The sequence below is a fragment of the Schaalia dentiphila ATCC 17982 genome (assembly GCF_000154225.1).
GTDB lineage: Bacteria > Actinomycetota > Actinomycetes > Actinomycetales > Actinomycetaceae > Pauljensenia > Pauljensenia dentiphila.
Genome location: NZ_DS264586.1, coordinates 1,553,808 through 1,569,304, shown reverse-complemented (window position 1 = coordinate 1,569,304; position 15,497 = coordinate 1,553,808). Strand labels below are relative to the sequence as shown.

Here is a 15,497-nt window from a genome sequence, read left to right as displayed (position 1 = left end):
CTGGCTGCGGGGACTGACTCAGGGGTGTCACAGGTTTGCGATCTCCACGTGAATGGGGGCGTCGGTGGCGATGCCCCAGACGGTCCTGTAGAAGGCCAGCTCCGACTGCCACGCATCCTTGATGTTGATGGCCGAGCGGAAGCGGTGTCCCTCTCCCTGGTAGAGCTTGAGGGCGACCGCGTTGCCGTTGGCACGCAGTGCCTCGTACATCTCCTGGGCCTGCGAGGCGGGAACGACCGGGTCGTCGGTGCCCTGCAGAAGCATGAGGGGTGCCTTAATGTCACCGACACGGTTGATGGGCGAGCGCTGCGCCCACACCGGGTCTGAGGTGTCATCGGTGCCGAGCAGAATCGCGTCGTAGTGCGACTCGAACTTATGGCTGGTTTCCTTCAACTTCACCAGGTCGGCGATACCCGAGAACGACGCGCCGGCGGTGAACACATCGGAGGACACAAGCGCGTTGAGCACCGTGAAGCCACCGGAGGAACGACCACGGATCGCGATTCGCTTTGGATCGACGCGGCCAAGATCGATGAGGTACTGGGCGCCGTCGATGCAGTCCTGAACGTCCATGACGCCCCAGTTGCCGTTGATGCGCTCACGGTAGGGACGGCCGAAGGACGTCGACCCTCGGAAGTTCACGTCCAGAACTGCGAAGCCTCGGCTGGTCCAGTACTGGAAGGGCACCTGCAGGCCGGGGCGGGCTGCTTCAGTCGGTCCACCGTGCACGTTGACGATAAGCGGTGGCAGCTCGCCCTCGGGGGCGGTGAACTCGGGGTTCACGGGCGCGTAGTAGAAGCCGTGCGCCTCCTCGCCGTCCGAGGTCTTCCACGTGAGCATCTCAGCCGTAGAGACGAGGGCGGTGGGCACCTCGGCCTCCGACGAGGGACGCAAAACCTTGGTCTTGCCGCGCGACACTTCGATGATCGCGGGAGTGTGCGTCGCGGAGTCCGCGAGGAAGACGACGCGGCCGTCCGCTGCGGCGACGTTACCGATGGGCCACCAGCCGGTCGCCCACTCCTCGGCCATGCCGTTGTCGATGCGCACGGTTCCGATGTGCCAGACCTGGTCCTCGGCCCACGAGCACACGAGGTAGTCGTTGTCGTAGTTGTCGTAGGAGTGCAGGCCGAGCTGCCAGTGCGGGTGCGAGAACGCGTGGGGTCCCGGGTGCAGCGCGCGAGTGCGCAGACGCGAGGTCCAGGCGTTCGGGTCCTCGCCTTCCTTCCACACGAAGCCCTGGGTGCGGTACAGGTTTGCCCAGCCAGAGGAGTCATCCACGTGGATGAGATCGCCGTCGAGCGTCCAGCGCGGCTCATAGATGCACACGCCCGGGCGATCCACCAGGACGACCTCCTGATCGATGGTGCCCTCGAAGGTCAGGGATGCGACGCGCAGCTGAGAGTAGGTCCACGGCATGTTCGGGTGGTTCCACGTGATCCAGGCGATCTTGGTGCCGTCGGGGGAGACCGTCGGAGCCTGAGCGAAGTCGGTGCCCTCGAACACCGTGATGATCGCGCTGTCGTCGCGGGCGGCGGAGCCATCGAGAGGGATAGCGACAATCTTGTTGACGGGCTCGCCCGGGGCAGAGTGGTCCTCGGCCACCGCGTACACGAGGTCGCGCACGTCGGCGATCCAGAAGTCGCCGTAGCGGACCTTCGACAGGGTCGTCAGGGGACGCACGACGCGGCGCGGATCGGCCGTATCAAAGGCGTAGACGCGGCCGTCTGTCTGATCGGAGAACACGATGACGCCGTGGTGAACGGCGTATGCCTTGCCGCCGTACTCGTGCACGCGCGTGCCGACATCGGGCAGGCGGGAACCGTCGATGAGAGGCAGGACCTCGCCCGTTTCCCCCGTACCGCGACGGCGCAGCAGCGTCCCACGTCCGCCCTGGAGCGGATGTCCCTCCACCCAGTAGGTGTCGGGTCCGTCGACGCGAACCTGGGAGAGCGTGACCGAACGGGCAGTGAAAGAATCGCCCGAAATGGGGGACTTCCACAGGCCGTGGGGTGCGACGGTGACGGACATAGTGCCTCCTTAAGCGGTACGGCGAGCCAACACCACCTATCTTAGTGCGCGCGCTTGTCGCCTGCGCGGGCCGAACGTACCTGACATGCACTTTGATCTGTAGATGAGACGCTTCGGCAACTACACTGGTTCTCATGTCTGGAACACGAGAGTCACGCGACCTGCTGTCGCGCTGTAGCGCACCGCGGGAGCTGCGTCGCCTGGAACGCGAGCAGCTGGACGAATTGGCGGCGGAAATTCGCGCGTTCCTGATTGATAACGTGTCGCGAACGGGCGGGCATCTCGGCCCGAACCTGGGCGTCGTCGAGCTGACGATCGGCCTGCACCGGGTGTTCCGCTCCCCGCAGGATACGATCATTTTTGACACCGGCCACCAGGCGTACGTGCATAAGCTCCTCACCGGACGTCAGGATTTTTCGTCTTTGCGTTGCCCGGGAGGCCTGTCCGGCTACCCGTCGCGCGGTGAGTCTGAGCATGATGTCGTCGAGTCCTCGCATGCGTCGGCGTCGCTCGCGTGGGTGGATGGCATCTCGCGTGAGAAGCATCGCCAGGGGGATCGCACCTGGACCGTGGGTGTCATCGGCGATGGCGCGCTGACGGGAGGCCTCGCCTGGGAGGCACTCAACAACATCGCGACGGCGAAAAACCGCCGCATCATGATCATCGTCAACGACAACGGTCGTTCCTATGCGCCGACGATTGGCGGTCTCGCGGCTCACCTGGACGCGCTGCGCACCTCTGCCAGATACGAGAAGGCCCTGGCGTGGGGCAAACAGCACCTGCTGAGCCACGGTACGCCGGGACGCGCGGCCTACGACGCGCTGCACGGTCTGAAATCGGGCATCAAGGACGCGCTGATGCCCCAGGTCATGTTCGAAGACCTTGGCCTGAAGTACATCGGCCCCGTGAACGGCCACGACATCGCGGCGGTCGAGACCGCTCTGCGCCGCGGTCGCTCCCTCGACGAGCCGGTCCTCGTCCACATGATCACCGAAAAGGGCCGCGGCTACACGCCGGCCGAGGAGCACATCGCTGACCGTTTCCACGCGGTCGGCCCGATTCACCCGGAGACCGGGCTCCCGGTCGCCCCCGAGCGCTTCGGTTGGACGGGAGTCTTCGCCGACGAGATCTGCGCTCAGGCCGCCACGCGCGACGACATCGTTGGGATTACGGCCGCGATGATGCGCCCCGTGGGCCTTGGCCCCATGCACGAGGCCTACCCGGGTCGCGTGATCGACGTCGGCATCGCCGAGGCCGAGGCTGTCGCCTCCGCCGCCGGCATGGCCTACCAGGGCGCACACCCCGTCGTGGCGCTCTACGCGACCTTCCTGAACCGCGGCTTCGACCAGCTTCTCATGGACGTCGCCCTCCACCGCGCGGGCGTCACTGTCGTGCTGGACCGCGCGGGTGTGACGGGCGCGGACGGCGCCTCGCATAACGGCGTCTGGGACATCGCGATGTGCTCGATGATCCCGGGCCTGCGTCTGGCGGCTCCCCGCGACGAGCAGACGCTGCGCGCGCGCCTTCGTGAGGCTCTCGACGTCGATGACGCTCCCACCGTCATCCGGTACCGCAAGGGATCGCTGCCCGAGCCCATGCCGGCGCTACGCAGCGTCGGGGGAGTGGACATTCTCTTCGACGAGGCAGTGGCTGATTCACCCGCTCGGGTGCTCATCGTGGGCACCGGCGCCTGCGCGCCCGACGCGATCGAGGCTGCGCGTCGCCTGGCTGCTGCCGGAGTGAGTGTTACGGTCGCTGATCCACAGTGGATGATCCCCATCTGCCCGGAGCTGGCGACGTTGGTGCGGGACTACGACTGCGTCGTGAGCGTCGAGGACGGCATCGTTCAGGGCGGTTTCGGATGGTCGCTGCGCGACGCGGTCGCGGAGACCGGCGTGCCCGTGCGCTGCCTGGGCGTGCCGCAAGAATTCCCCGAGCACGGCGAACGCGCGGCCATGATCGCGCAGTTCGGCTTCGACGCCGACGGCATCGAACGCGCGGCCCGCGAGCTCGTCGAGCGAATCGGCGAGCGCTAGATCATTCGAATCAGACGCCGAGCGCGTCGCAGATCGGGTCGAGCGTCAGATCGATCTGCCAGTCGCGCGCACCGCGATTGACCATACGCTCCTCGACCTCATCGCCCGACGGGCGTGCCGGATCCAGGGGAGCCCACGCGAGATAGCGCTGCACCTGGGGAGCGAGTACAACCTCGGGTGCTAGACCGAGACTCGACGCGACCGAAGCGACCGCGTTACGCACCGTTCCCAGGCGCGCGGCCGAGGCCTCGTCGATGCGATTCCAGTGGTGCGGTTCCGGGATCGACCCGGGCTGCATGGGCTTGCGCTTGGGAGGCAGCTCGTCCTCCGTCATGGCGGCCACGCTGGCGAGGGCTCGCATCCACTCGTCCTCATACTGGCGGGCGACGGGGGAGCGGAACTCGCTAATGCTCATGAGCGCGCGCTTGTTGCGCGGAGGATTCGAGGCCGCGCGTACGAGGGCGGCGTTACGAACGAGGCGGCCGGGGCTGAGGTCGATGCGCCGAGCGATCGACTCGCGTGTTTCCCACAGGGCCTTGAGGACCGCGAGGCCGCGGCGAGAACGGATCTTGCCCGCGCCGGGTATGGAACGCCAGCGATCGGGCTTCGGACCGGGAGGGGTGACCGACAGGGCGTAGCCGAACTCCTGCTGCGCCCACTCCCAACGGCCCATCTCATCGAGCCGCTTCGAGAGGCGGTAGTAGAGCTCCGTCAGCAGCTCAACGTCGAGGGCTGCGTAGCGTAGCCATTCCTTCGGCAGGGGACGCACCGACCAGTCCGAGGCCTGGTGATCCTTGACGAGGCCCAGGCCGAGCACCTGCTCGACGACGGCCGCCAGCCCGAAACGCTCCAGGCCGATGAGGCGCGCCGCGATTTCGGTGTCGAAGAGAGTGGAGGGGCGCAGCCCAACCTGGCGCAGATTCGGCAGATCCTGCAAACAATCGTGCAGCAGCCACACGTCCTCCACGCCCGGCTGCAGCACGGACAGGTCCGGCAGTGCGTGCGTGTCGATGAGGAACGTGCCCACGTCCTCGCGGCGAATCTGCACGAGGTAAGGATCGGAGCCGTAGCGGAAGCCCTGAGCGCGCTCGACGTCCAGGGCGATCGGGGCCGAACCAGTGCTCAGTGCACGAGCTGCAGCCTCAAGATCCTTCTGGGTGTCAATAACGGCGGGGGTCCCCCCACGCGGCTGCGCAATGAGCTCCGGATTATCCGTATCGCCCTGCGGCAAACCGCCGCCATTGTTGACCAGCACTCAGACTCCTTCGAGATGACGGGCAGGCACAATCCCTGCCGTCCGACGCATGACATCCGCCCAGCCGGACAGATGCTCACCAAGATACTCACTGTTGGGCGTCCACGAGGCGCGCACATCGACGAACAGAGCCGATCCTCGCAGTTCAAGACCGCCGAAGGCCTCGCTCATTTCGCGCGTCACCGTGCCCGTAATGTCGTGGAATCCAGCTCCCGCAGTCTCCAGGCAATCGAGCATCCAGCCCCACACGCCCTCCGACAACATCGGGTCGCCGATCATCTCGGCATCGACTTGCGCGCGCAGCTGACATACGACTCGGAACGTACCGTTCCAGCCGATCTGCTCCACGGGGTCGTGCAGGATGACCATACGACCAGTCGACAGGGGCTGTCCGGCCTCGTCCTCGTCCGTGGTTCGCATCGCGAGCGCCGCCGTAAAGGGGGCCAAACGGCGAGGTGGGGGCACCTCCTCGAGGAGTATGTGTGCCAGGTGGTCCGCCTGTCGCAGGGACAGCAGAGCCCGCATAAACTCCTCGGGCGCCCCGTTTTCATTCACAAATCAAATCGTACGGGTGTCCATGCGCCTTTTGGTCCAGACGCGCCGCCAACCTTCATGTCGATAAGTAGCGGGTACGCGTGGCTCGTCACGGTCGTTGTTGCTCCGGCGATTCCAAGCGGCGGGGGTTGCGCAGGATGAACGAGGTACGCGGTCCGACGTGTACGATGTCGCCGGAGTGGTACTCGGAGCGATCATCGTCGCCCGCCGTGTCGACGACGGTGTGCCAGATGTGCCCATACTTCGCGTCAGGGAGCGTGAAGTCGACGGGTTCCGGAGCAGCGTTGAGCAGCAGCAGGAAATCGTCGTCGAGGATGCGGCGACCGTTTGCGTCGGGCTCACGGATGGCATCGCCGTTGTAGAAGACCATCGTCGAGCGCGCCCACGGCTGGTTCCATTCCTCTTCCGTCATGTGTGTGCCCGCCGGGGTGAACCATTCGATCTCGCCGAGCTCGGACTCACCGCCGCGCTGCGCGGGACCCTCCAGGAAACGCCGGCGGCGCATCACCGGGTGATCGCGTCGCAGGTGGATGAGATGGCGGGTGAAACGCAGGAGCTTGTAGTCGTGCTCATTCAAATCCCAGTTGATCCACGAGAGCTCATTGTCCTGGCAGTACACGTTGTTGTTGCCCCGCTGGGTGCGGCCAAGCTCGTCGCCGTGGGCGATCATCGGCACGCCCTGGGAAAACATGAGGGTCGTCAGGAAGTTGCGCTGCTGACGGTAGCGTAGCTCGATGATCTCCTCGTCATCCGTGTCGCCTTCGGCGCCGCAGTTCCACGAACGGTTGTCGTTCGCGCCGTCCGCCCCACCCTCGAGGTTCGCCTCGTTGTGCTTCTCGTTGTAGGACACAAGATCGCGCAGTGTGAATCCATCGTGAGCGGTGATGAAGTTGATGGACGCCATGGGCTTGCGGCCGGTCGTCCCGTAGAGGTCGGAGGAACCGGCCAGGCGGGAGGCGAAGTCAGGGAGCGAGGAGAACTCGCCGCGCCAGAAGTCGCGCACGGTGTCGCGATACCTGCCGTTCCATTCGGACCATAGGGGAGGGAAGCCGCCAACCTGGTAGCCGTCCGCACCCACGTCCCATGGCTCCGCGATGAGCTTGACCTGCGAGACCACGGGGTCCTGGTGGATGAGATCGAAGAAAGCGGACAGTCGGTCGACCTCGGCGAACTGGCGAGCCAGGGTGGAGGCAAGATCGAAGCGGAAGCCGTCCACATGCATTTCCGTCACCCAGTAGCGCAGCGAGTCCATGATGAGCTGAAGGACCTGCGGAGAGCTCATGAGGAGGGAGTTGCCCGTGCCCGTCGTGTCGAAGTAGTGCTGACGATCCCCGTCGACAAGGCGGTAGTAGGAAGGATTGTCGATGCCGCGGAAAGAGAGGGTTGGGCCCATGTGGTTGCCCTCTGCCGTGTGGTTGTAGACGACGTCGAGGATGACCTCAATGTTAGCCGCGTGCAGGGCCTTCACCATTGCCTTGAACTCAGAAACCTGTGCGCCAGGGTCCTTCGTAGCCGCGTAACCGTTGTGTGGGGCGAAGTAGCCGATCGTGTTGTAGCCCCAATAGTTCGACAATCCCTTGGCCTGGAGCGTCGTATCGTTCGTGAACTGCTGGATCGGCATGAGCTCGACCGTGGTGATGCCGAGCTTCGTCAGGTGCTCGATAATCGCCGGGTGCGCCATGCCCGCGTAGGTGCCGCGCAGTTCCTCCGGGATGTCCGGGTGACGCATCGTCATGCCCTTGATGTGGGCCTCGTAGATGATCGACTCGGAGTAGTCGTGTCCCGGGCTGCGGTCCCCCTCCCAGTCGAAGAAGGGATTGACGACGACGGAGTGCATGGTTGCATCGGCGGAGTCGCCGCCCTTGAGCATGAGGGGATCGTCGGCCTGATAGGAGAGGAGGTCAAGAGAATCCTTCAGCTGTCCCTCGATCGCCTTAGCATAGGGGTCGAGAAGGAGCTTCGAAGGGTCACAGCGTAAACCGTTCTGGGGGTCCCAGGGGCCGTCGATGCGGTAGCCGTAGCACTGGCCGGCGCGCACCTGTGGCACGTAGACGTGCCACACGTAGGCATCGACTTCCGTCATGGGGATGCGCATTTCGTTGAGGTTGTCATCCAAGAGGCACAGTGTCACAGACGTCGCAACCGAGGAGTAGATCGCGAAGTTCGTTCCGGTTCCGTCAAAGGTGGCACCCAGAGGGTAGGCCTTGCCAGGTCGCGTTTCCATACCGACAAGCCTCGCACGAATATGGACTGATGGGTGATAGTCCGCCCGAAAATGAGCGTGTGACTTGGATAACGGGGATTTGGTTTTGCGTTCTGGCCAGATCTTCTGTTAAGGTTTTACCCGTTGCGAAGAACGGTTGACGTTCTGAGAAACGCGGATGTGGCTCAGTTGGTAGAGCATCACCTTGCCAAGGTGAGGGTCGCGGGTTCGAGTCCCGTCATCCGCTCGGGCGATTGGCGCAGCGGGAGCGCGCTTCCCTGACACGGAAGAGGTCACTGGTTCGATCCCAGTATCGCCCACGGTCATCCTGGTAACAGGATTGGCGGGCTATAGCCCGGCCGCACAAGCGGTTCACGCGGATGTGGCTCAGTTGGTAGAGCATCACCTTGCCAAGGTGAGGGTCGCGGGTTCGAGTCCCGTCATCCGCTCTCAATCGGGAATCCACTCGATCCCATTGGGTGTGGTGGGTTGGCCGAGAGGCGAGGCAGCGGCCTGCAAAGCCGTATACACGGGTTCGAATCCCGTACCCACCTCGGGCGATTGGCGCAGGGGTAGCGCGCTTCCTTCACACGGAAGAGGTCACTGGTTCGATCCCAGTATCGCCCACCAGTAAGTCGGATCTGATGATCCGGCTTTTTTGTTTATGTAGCTCTCGCCGATTGTCGGCGGGAGCTTTTCTGTTTGTGTTCTGTCGGGGTTATAGGACACTACGTGTTGCTGCTAGCCCGACTTTTCGGCTTTCTGGTGCGGGAAAGTCGGTATTTTAGTTGGTTGGGGCCAACTATGAGGATGGACAAATCGTGTTGGTTTTGTAGCGACTTTTCGGCTTGCTGGTGCGGGAAAATCAACATTGAAGTTGGTTGTTTCATCGTGGGGGTATGAATACCCCCAAATGCCCGGCGTGTGGGCGAACGATGACCAGGTATGGGCACTCAGCTTCAGGGGTGCAGTTTGCCGAGGCGTGCTAGCGGCTTTCGTTCCTCGCCGCGCACGCGGGCCCGCTGATTCGCACGTGGGCCTGACACCTTGCGCGTTAACCCGATGACATGCAGGTGGGCTCGCTGATTCGCACGTGGACCCGATGACATGCGCGTGGGCAGCGCCGCCCACGCGCATATCTAGAGGTTTACGTGCGTATCAAGGGGTTAACGCACAGATTCAGTGGTTCGCGCGCGAGGTATACACCAGGCCGGGTGCCGTTGTGCCCAACAAGTAGACCGCCTCAGTGGCAACACGCCGAAGGGAGGGTCCTCATGATGCAAAACCCCCAGCATTACCCCTGGTGTCATGCTCTCTTACTGGCGCAAGGCCCCTCACTGGTGCAGGGTTGCCCGGCGGCGCACCGAAAAATGCCGGTGGGGCGTCGTCGGCGATGACGGGGGAGGTCACGGGCTGTAACCTCCGCGAGGGCGCTTGTGGCCGATGAGGTGTGACACGTGATCGGGAAGAGTCAACCCCTTCTGATCGGGTGGAATGCTCCCGATCAGGTGGAATCTTCGCGATGGAGTCGATCCTATCTGAGGTGCAGCGGCGCGAGCTCGCTAGCCCAACGACACGGTTCTCGACGTTGTCAGGCGCCGAATCGCGACCAATGCGTTGTGTCCTATACCCCGTGTGTTGTGGGGTGGTGGCCTCTGAGTGCGAGCCTCGGGCTGGTGCGTCTTGTGGGTGACCTCTGCCGTTTTCGTATTTGCTGAACGACTGGTGAGTTTGTCGGCGTTTTGGGTCAGTTGTTCGCTCATCGGACGACACGCCCGAGTAGCAAATTTTGTCAGTCTATAAATCAGTCCGCCAAAGTGGTGATGTTTGCTTTTGTTGCTCGTGTTAGTTGTTGTGCCTGCGGAACTAATCGCTCTGATTCTTGACCAAAGTGCAGGTGGTTGGCATAAAATGGTGAAGTATGAGGCGACGCTGTCGCACATCCCGTTGACAGGAGTTTTCTATGGTTACCCTGAAGCGCCGTCACTTCGGTGTTCTTCTTGCAATTTTCGCATTGGTTGTGAGTTTCTTTGGCCTGGCCCAGTTTATTGGCGCTCAGGCTCCTGCGTCCGCGGCTCCACTGAGCTGCCCCGAGCCGACTACGAATGTGAGCAACAAGGTCACCTTGGATTGGGACAATGCTCAGCTTGTCGACCACACTGGCCGTGAGACCAAGGCTGTGGGTGACTGGTGGGACCTCGGTATCAAGCTGCCGTGGAAGACCGACGGTCGCGTGAAGGCCGGTGACTACTTCACCTACGACGCCTCGATCGTCAACACTGCGACGGGGGAGAGCGTCCTCCGTCCGAACGTTGCCCGTAAGTTCGAGGTCATCTCCAACAATGGCGTCGTCGTCGGCTGCGGCACCTGGGGTGCTGACGGTATGGTAACCGTCGTATTCAACGAGAAGGTCGAGTCCGCCGCGCAATGGTACGGCCATGTCTCCACCAACGGCCTGACCTACTACACCGGTCCCGGCGGTGAGAAGTACACGGTCAAGCTCGGCAAGAAGGTCGAGCGTGAGATCGACATGCTGCGCCGCACCCCGGGTGTCCCCCGCTACCAGAAGGACGGCTGGCTGACCCTCGGTGAGAACGAAGATGGTGACGAGAACAAGGCCATCATGTGGCGCGTTGTCTTCCCCGCTGGCGACAAGGCCGTGACCGGCGCGTCGATCGTCGACGAGGTCCCCGCGGGCTCTAACTGGAGCTTCAACTGCGACGTCGTTAATGAATACACGAAGAACCACACCTACCTGGTGACCGATCCGACGACCTACGAGGGCCTCCGCCAGGACAATGACACCTCGAAGGGTGCCTTCGGTGCTGCTGCGCAGGTCGAGTGCTCCTCCTCCAAGGTGACCGTCACGCTCGCCGAGATTCCTGCGAACCAGTCCGCCATCATCCTGCTCCCCGCCCACATCGACGGTGCGAAGCGCGCCGGTGACGTCGTGGGTGTCTTCTCCAACACCGTCTACTTCAACATTCTCGGTGGCAAGGTCGTCGAGCCCATTACGAAGACCCTCCACTACGGTGCGGCCGCCGACGCGTACGCCCATCAGACCTTCTCCGTGACCAAGAAGGTCGAGGGTGACCTGCCCGAATCCGCACAGGACCTCGAGTACCCGCTGACGATCACCTTGAAGAATGACGCCGATCCCTCGGTGAATAAGACCTTCGAGGCCTCCGTTAAGGCTGGCGAGACCTACACATACCCCACGTCTCTGCCGCTGGGTACCGTCGTGACGGTGTCGGAGGGGGACCTGCCCGCCGGTGTGGGCATCACCTGGAACGACGGCGAGAGCCGCGTCTTCGAGGCCGCCGACGGCGTGACCCTCTCGGCAGATAACCGCGAGGCTACCTTCACACTGAGCGATGATCAGGTCTACTCGCTGACCCTCACCAATGTTCTGGCTCCGACCCCGACTCCGTCGGCCACGCCTTCGACTCCCTCTCCGACCCCCTCGGCAACTCCTTCGCCCGCTCCGCAGCTGGCCAAGACTGGTACCGATGCGGCAGGCCTGGGTGTCCTGGCTGGAATCGTCGCGATCGCGGGCCTGTCTCTCGTGGCGGCCAAGCGTCGTAGTCACTGATGACGAAACCCCTGAGGTGCATGAGTGCCTGAGGGCGCACAGTGGGTGGGATGAGCAGTGCTCATCCCACCCACTTCTTTACGTGTGCTTTCTTGTAGCGGATGATTCGTGTGGTGGGCAGGGCGAGCGGCGTGCGGACAAAAGTCCTGTCAAAAGATGAGTGGGTGAACAACCTGCTGTCGATACCGTGCAGGGGAGTGGTCGACTATGTCGTCGTAGCTCATCGTGTGCGGTTGCTCGTGATGCTTATTGTGGCTTGTCGGAGCCGTTTGGTGTTGATGCCCAGCGGTGGGGCACGCGTGAAACAAAAGCGGTTGGCTCATGGTCGCGTGAGGTGCAAATGGACAGTTTCGCACAGAAAGGTGATGGAGGGCATTATTCTGCAAAATCCGCATTTTTGCTGATCAAGTAGGTTTGACCTGCTGTGCAGGAAACGAAATTGGATTGATTGCAGATTAGTTCTGTCTTCTTTATATGTGCAGATTAAGGCGGTTTGGTAACGAAGTTTTATTTGAATAGTTTTCTGCTAATCCTCTGATGGTCGATCTTATCCCATAGCTACGCGATAACTATGGGCATGAGGCGACATCGCCTCATGCCCATTGACTGGAGTATTTTATGGTTGCGTTGAAGAACACTCGGCGTAGCGCACTTCTTGTAGCTTTCGCTCTGGTATTGAGCTTCGTTGATGCTTTGCAGCTGTTGACGACCCGCACGGCGTTGGCCACGGCGCTTGCGTGCCCGGCCTCCACGACCAACGTCAACGACAAGGTTGACCTGGACTGGGATAACCTGCAGCTGGTCAATCCCCAGGGTGCGGAAGCGACGACAATCGCGAACATGTGGGATACTGGCGTTAAGCTGCCGTGGAAGATCAACGGCGCCGTCAAGGCCGGTGACTTCTTCACTTACGACGCGACCGTCGCCGAGGTGAACAAGGGCCAGCCGATCCTGCGCCCCACCGGCGAAGCCCGCACCGTCAAGGAAGGCTGGATCGGCCTGAGCGACAGCGAGGATGGCGATGAGAACAAGTCCATCATGTAGCGAGTGATCCTGCCCGCTGGCGATTCCGCAGTGACCGGTGCGTCGATCGTCGACGAGGTTCCCGCCGGCTCTAACTGGGGCTACGACTGCGACACGGTGGTCAACTACGTTAAGAAGCACACCTTCGTCGTCGTCGATCCGACCACGCCCGAGGGTTAGCGCCTGAGCAAGGACACCTTGAATCATGCCTTCGGCGCTGGATCTACGGTCGAGTGCACGCCCCAGAAGCTGACCGTGACCTTCCCTGAGATCCCCGCGAACCAGTCGGCGATCGTCGAGAATCCGACTCGCGTTGAGGGGGCCAAGCGTGCCGCTTGCGTCGTCGGTAAGTTCTCCAACACCGTGAAGTTCAATGTGCCCGGCAAGAAGTTTTCGCCCGTCACGATGGCGATGTGTTTCAGTGCGTCCGCGGATGCCTTCGCGCGCCAGAGCTTCTCTGTGACGAAGAAGGTCGATGGCGAGCTCCCCGAACACGCGAAGGACCTCGAGTACACCCTGACCATCACGCTGAAGAACGATTCCGATCCGTCGGTCAACAAGACCTACCAGGCGACTGTCAAGGCGGGCAAGAGCGACAGCTACCCGGGTGCCCTCCCTCTGGGCACCGAGGTCACCGTCTCCGAGGGTGACCTGCCCTCCGCCGACGGCGTCACCTTGAACGAGGTCGAGAGTTGCGTGTTCGATACCGCTCAGGGCGTCACCCTCAAGGCTAACAACCGTGAGGCCACGTTCACGCTCAGCGAGGATCACCTCTTTGCTCTCAACCTGAACAACAAGCTGATGCCGACTCCTAAGCCGACTCCTAAGCCGAATGCGGAACACGCGGGTGGGAAGACATGGTCTTCCCACCCGCGTGTTCTACGTGCGTGAAGCAGTTGTACTGAGACCGGAAACCTCTAAGCGTGCAAAAAGAACGACGGTCATTCGCCGATGGTCGGGGTGCTGCTTACAGAGCGCAGCGCCAGCTTGCATTGAGCCCGACGTTGCTTTGGCCAGCTCCTCGATGCTCTAACCAACGAGGAGATACACACGAGCCTCCCACGGCTTCATCGGTGTGGTAACAGTGGGTTCGCTACCCAGGTGGTTGCCGGCCTCATCGCTCTTCGTCTGTGACGCTTCCGTGTTGCCCAAGTAGAGGTGCCACGGTAACGAAGCCATGGCCTCGTCCTCTGGAGAGAACAGGGGAGCGTGGCGTTGCCCGGACAGATTGACCATCACGAGAACGTCCGAACCTGGCGTGCTGCGGCGATAGACGAAGAGCGCGGGCGCTGAGGCGTCTATCCGTGAGAACGTGCCATCGGTCAGAGCGGGAATGACGTGGCGAGCACTGATGAGCGCGCGGTAGTACGTCAGAATGGATTGGGGATCATTTGCTTGTGCTGCGACGGTGATGTTCTCAGCGGAAGCGGGTACGTCAATCCAGGGGACTGCTTCAGAGAAGCCGGCAGCGGGGGAGGAGTCCCACTGCATCGGGGTCCGGCCGTTGTCTCTCGACATAGCCGCGAGTCCCTCGGGGACCTTATCGATGCCCAGGCGCTCCATGTACGACACGGATTCAACGTCGCGGAAATCGGCTGCGGTCGTGAAGTCTCCGCCGAGCATGCCGATCTCTTGGCCCTGATAGATGAAGGGGGTTCCGCGCTGGAGGAAATAGGCGGTTGCCAGGGCTGTTGCTGATTCGTACCAGTAGCACGAGGAATCACCGAAACGGGATACCGAGCGTGGCTGGTCGTGGTTCTCCAGGTACAGGGCGTTCCATCCGCTCGTCCCGAGCGTGTCCTGCCAGCGAGTGAGAACATCCGCCAGCTCCCCGGGCGCCAGCTGGCGGGGCGAGAACTTGCCGTTTTCGAGGCCGAGGTTGACGTGCTCGAACTGGATGAGCATGTTGAACTCGCGGCGCTCGGGATCGCAAAACAGCAGTGCTGTCTCGGGCGACGCGTTGGAGGCCTCGCCGACCGTAAATGACCCCGGATGGTGGGCGAACGTCCGTTCGTGCATCTCCTGCAGGAATTCGTGGAGACGAGGCCCGTCCGCGAAGCACTCGTGGCCGACGCCAAACGGCGGGCGGGGTGGGCCGCCATCGGGCAAGCCCGGCAGCTTCGAAATGACGTCAATTGCGTCGACCCGGAAGCCATCGACGCCCCGGTCGAGCCACCAGTTCATCATGTCGTAGACGGCGTCACGAACGTGCGGATTCTCCCAGTTTAAGTCGGGTTGCTCGCGTGCGAAAAGGTGGAGGTAGTACTGGCCCGTGGACGCGTCGTACTCCCACGCCGGCCCCCCGAAAAATGACTCCCAGTTCGTCGGCTCAGCTCCGGGAGTGCCAGGCTCGAAGCCAGGGCGTGGATCCCGCCAGTAGTACCAGTCTCGACGCTCCGAGTTCATGCTCGATGCCGACTCAACGAACCAGGGGTGCTCGATCGACGTGTGGTTGACGACGAGGTCCATAACGATGCGCATACCCAGGGCGTGGGCGCGCGTGACCAGGGCATCAAAAGCACCGAGATCACCGAATAACGGATCGATATCGCGGTAGTCCGAGATGTCGTAGCCGTTATCCGCCTGAGGGGAGCGATAGATCGGCGATATCCACACGATATCGACCCCGAGATCAGCTAGATAGTCCAGGCGGCGGAAAATCCCCTCAAGGTCACCGAGCCCATCCCCATTCGTGTCCTGGAACGAACGGGGATAGACCTGGTAGAGCACGGCGTTCTTCCACCAGGGCTGTACTGCGTAGAGCTTGCCAGGAAGCAACTCGGGGTGGATGATCATCGCGCGTGT

Annotated in this window: 10 protein-coding genes and 5 tRNA genes; 10 read left to right on the top strand and 5 right to left on the bottom strand. The window is 62.5% G+C overall.

From position 1 onward, the window contains the following. Nucleotides 1-27: 27 nt before the first annotated feature. The gene (locus ACTODO_RS06675; protein WP_003792568.1) at nt 28-2,028 is read right to left on the bottom strand and encodes an alpha/beta hydrolase family protein; all 2,001 of its coding nucleotides are present in this window, start codon (nt 2,026-2,028) and stop codon (nt 28-30) included. Nucleotides 2,029-2,162: 134 nt separating this feature from the next. Here ACTODO_RS06675 and dxs point away from each other — a divergent pair, with 134 nt between their 5' ends. Next, a complete protein-coding gene (gene dxs / locus ACTODO_RS06670) occupies nt 2,163-4,064 on the top strand; it encodes a 1-deoxy-D-xylulose-5-phosphate synthase (protein WP_003792567.1) in 1,902 nt (633 codons plus the stop codon). 10 nt (nt 4,065-4,074) lie between these two features. On the opposite strand, the gene ACTODO_RS06665 is transcribed toward dxs, so the two are convergent. The 3 genes from ACTODO_RS06665 to glgX form a co-directional block, all read right to left on the bottom strand. After that, nucleotides 4,075-5,319, bottom strand: coding sequence for an HRDC domain-containing protein (locus tag ACTODO_RS06665; RefSeq protein WP_003792566.1), 1,245 nt, complete (start codon nt 5,317-5,319; stop codon nt 4,075-4,077). Further along, the gene (locus ACTODO_RS06660) at nt 5,320-5,844 is read right to left on the bottom strand and encodes a DUF3000 family protein (RefSeq protein ID WP_003792565.1); all 525 of its coding nucleotides are present in this window, start codon (nt 5,842-5,844) and stop codon (nt 5,320-5,322) included. 118 nt (nt 5,845-5,962) lie between these two features. After that, complete coding sequence (gene glgX / locus ACTODO_RS06655) at nt 5,963-8,098, bottom strand: glycogen debranching protein GlgX (protein WP_003792563.1); 2,136 nt, start codon at nt 8,096-8,098, stop codon at nt 5,963-5,965. Nucleotides 8,099-8,251: 153 nt separating this feature from the next. Between glgX and ACTODO_RS06650 the strand changes: the two genes are divergently transcribed. The 9 genes from ACTODO_RS06650 to ACTODO_RS06615 all read left to right on the top strand — a co-directional run bounded on the left by ACTODO_RS06650 (nt 8,252) and on the right by ACTODO_RS06615 (nt 13,583). Continuing rightward, nucleotides 8,252-8,324, top strand: a tRNA-Gly gene (locus ACTODO_RS06650). 1 nt (nt 8,325) lies between these two features. Then, a tRNA-Val gene (locus ACTODO_RS06645) sits at nt 8,326-8,397 on the top strand. A 56-nt stretch (nt 8,398-8,453) separates the two neighbouring features. After that, nucleotides 8,454-8,526: transfer RNA gene (locus tag ACTODO_RS06640), tRNA-Gly, on the top strand. Between the two features lie 34 nt (nt 8,527-8,560). Then, nucleotides 8,561-8,631 (top strand) — tRNA-Cys (locus ACTODO_RS06635). A 1-nt stretch (nt 8,632) separates the two neighbouring features. Then, nucleotides 8,633-8,707 (top strand) — tRNA-Val (locus tag ACTODO_RS06630). 1,333 nt (nt 8,708-10,040) lie between these two features. After that, nucleotides 10,041-11,669, top strand: coding sequence for a DUF5979 domain-containing protein (locus tag ACTODO_RS06625; protein ID WP_003792561.1), 1,629 nt, complete (start codon nt 10,041-10,043; stop codon nt 11,667-11,669). Between the two features lie 675 nt (nt 11,670-12,344). Continuing rightward, nucleotides 12,345-12,713 (top strand): hypothetical protein, encoded by a 369-nt coding sequence (locus ACTODO_RS06620; protein WP_131332787.1) that lies wholly within the window; start codon nt 12,345-12,347, stop codon nt 12,711-12,713. 3 nt (nt 12,714-12,716) lie between these two features. Beyond that, entirely contained in the window at nt 12,717-12,872 is a 156-nt protein-coding gene (locus tag ACTODO_RS10880; RefSeq protein WP_003792558.1) for a hypothetical protein, read from the top strand. An 18-nt stretch (nt 12,873-12,890) separates the two neighbouring features. Next, a complete protein-coding gene (locus ACTODO_RS06615; protein ID WP_003792557.1) occupies nt 12,891-13,583 on the top strand; it encodes a DUF5979 domain-containing protein in 693 nt (230 codons plus the stop codon). A gap of 138 nt (nt 13,584-13,721) precedes the next feature. On the opposite strand, the gene ACTODO_RS06610 is transcribed toward ACTODO_RS06615, so the two are convergent. Next, the gene (locus tag ACTODO_RS06610; RefSeq protein WP_003792556.1) at nt 13,722-15,488 is read right to left on the bottom strand and encodes an alpha-glucosidase; all 1,767 of its coding nucleotides are present in this window, start codon (nt 15,486-15,488) and stop codon (nt 13,722-13,724) included. Between the last annotated feature and the right edge of the window lie 9 nt (nt 15,489-15,497).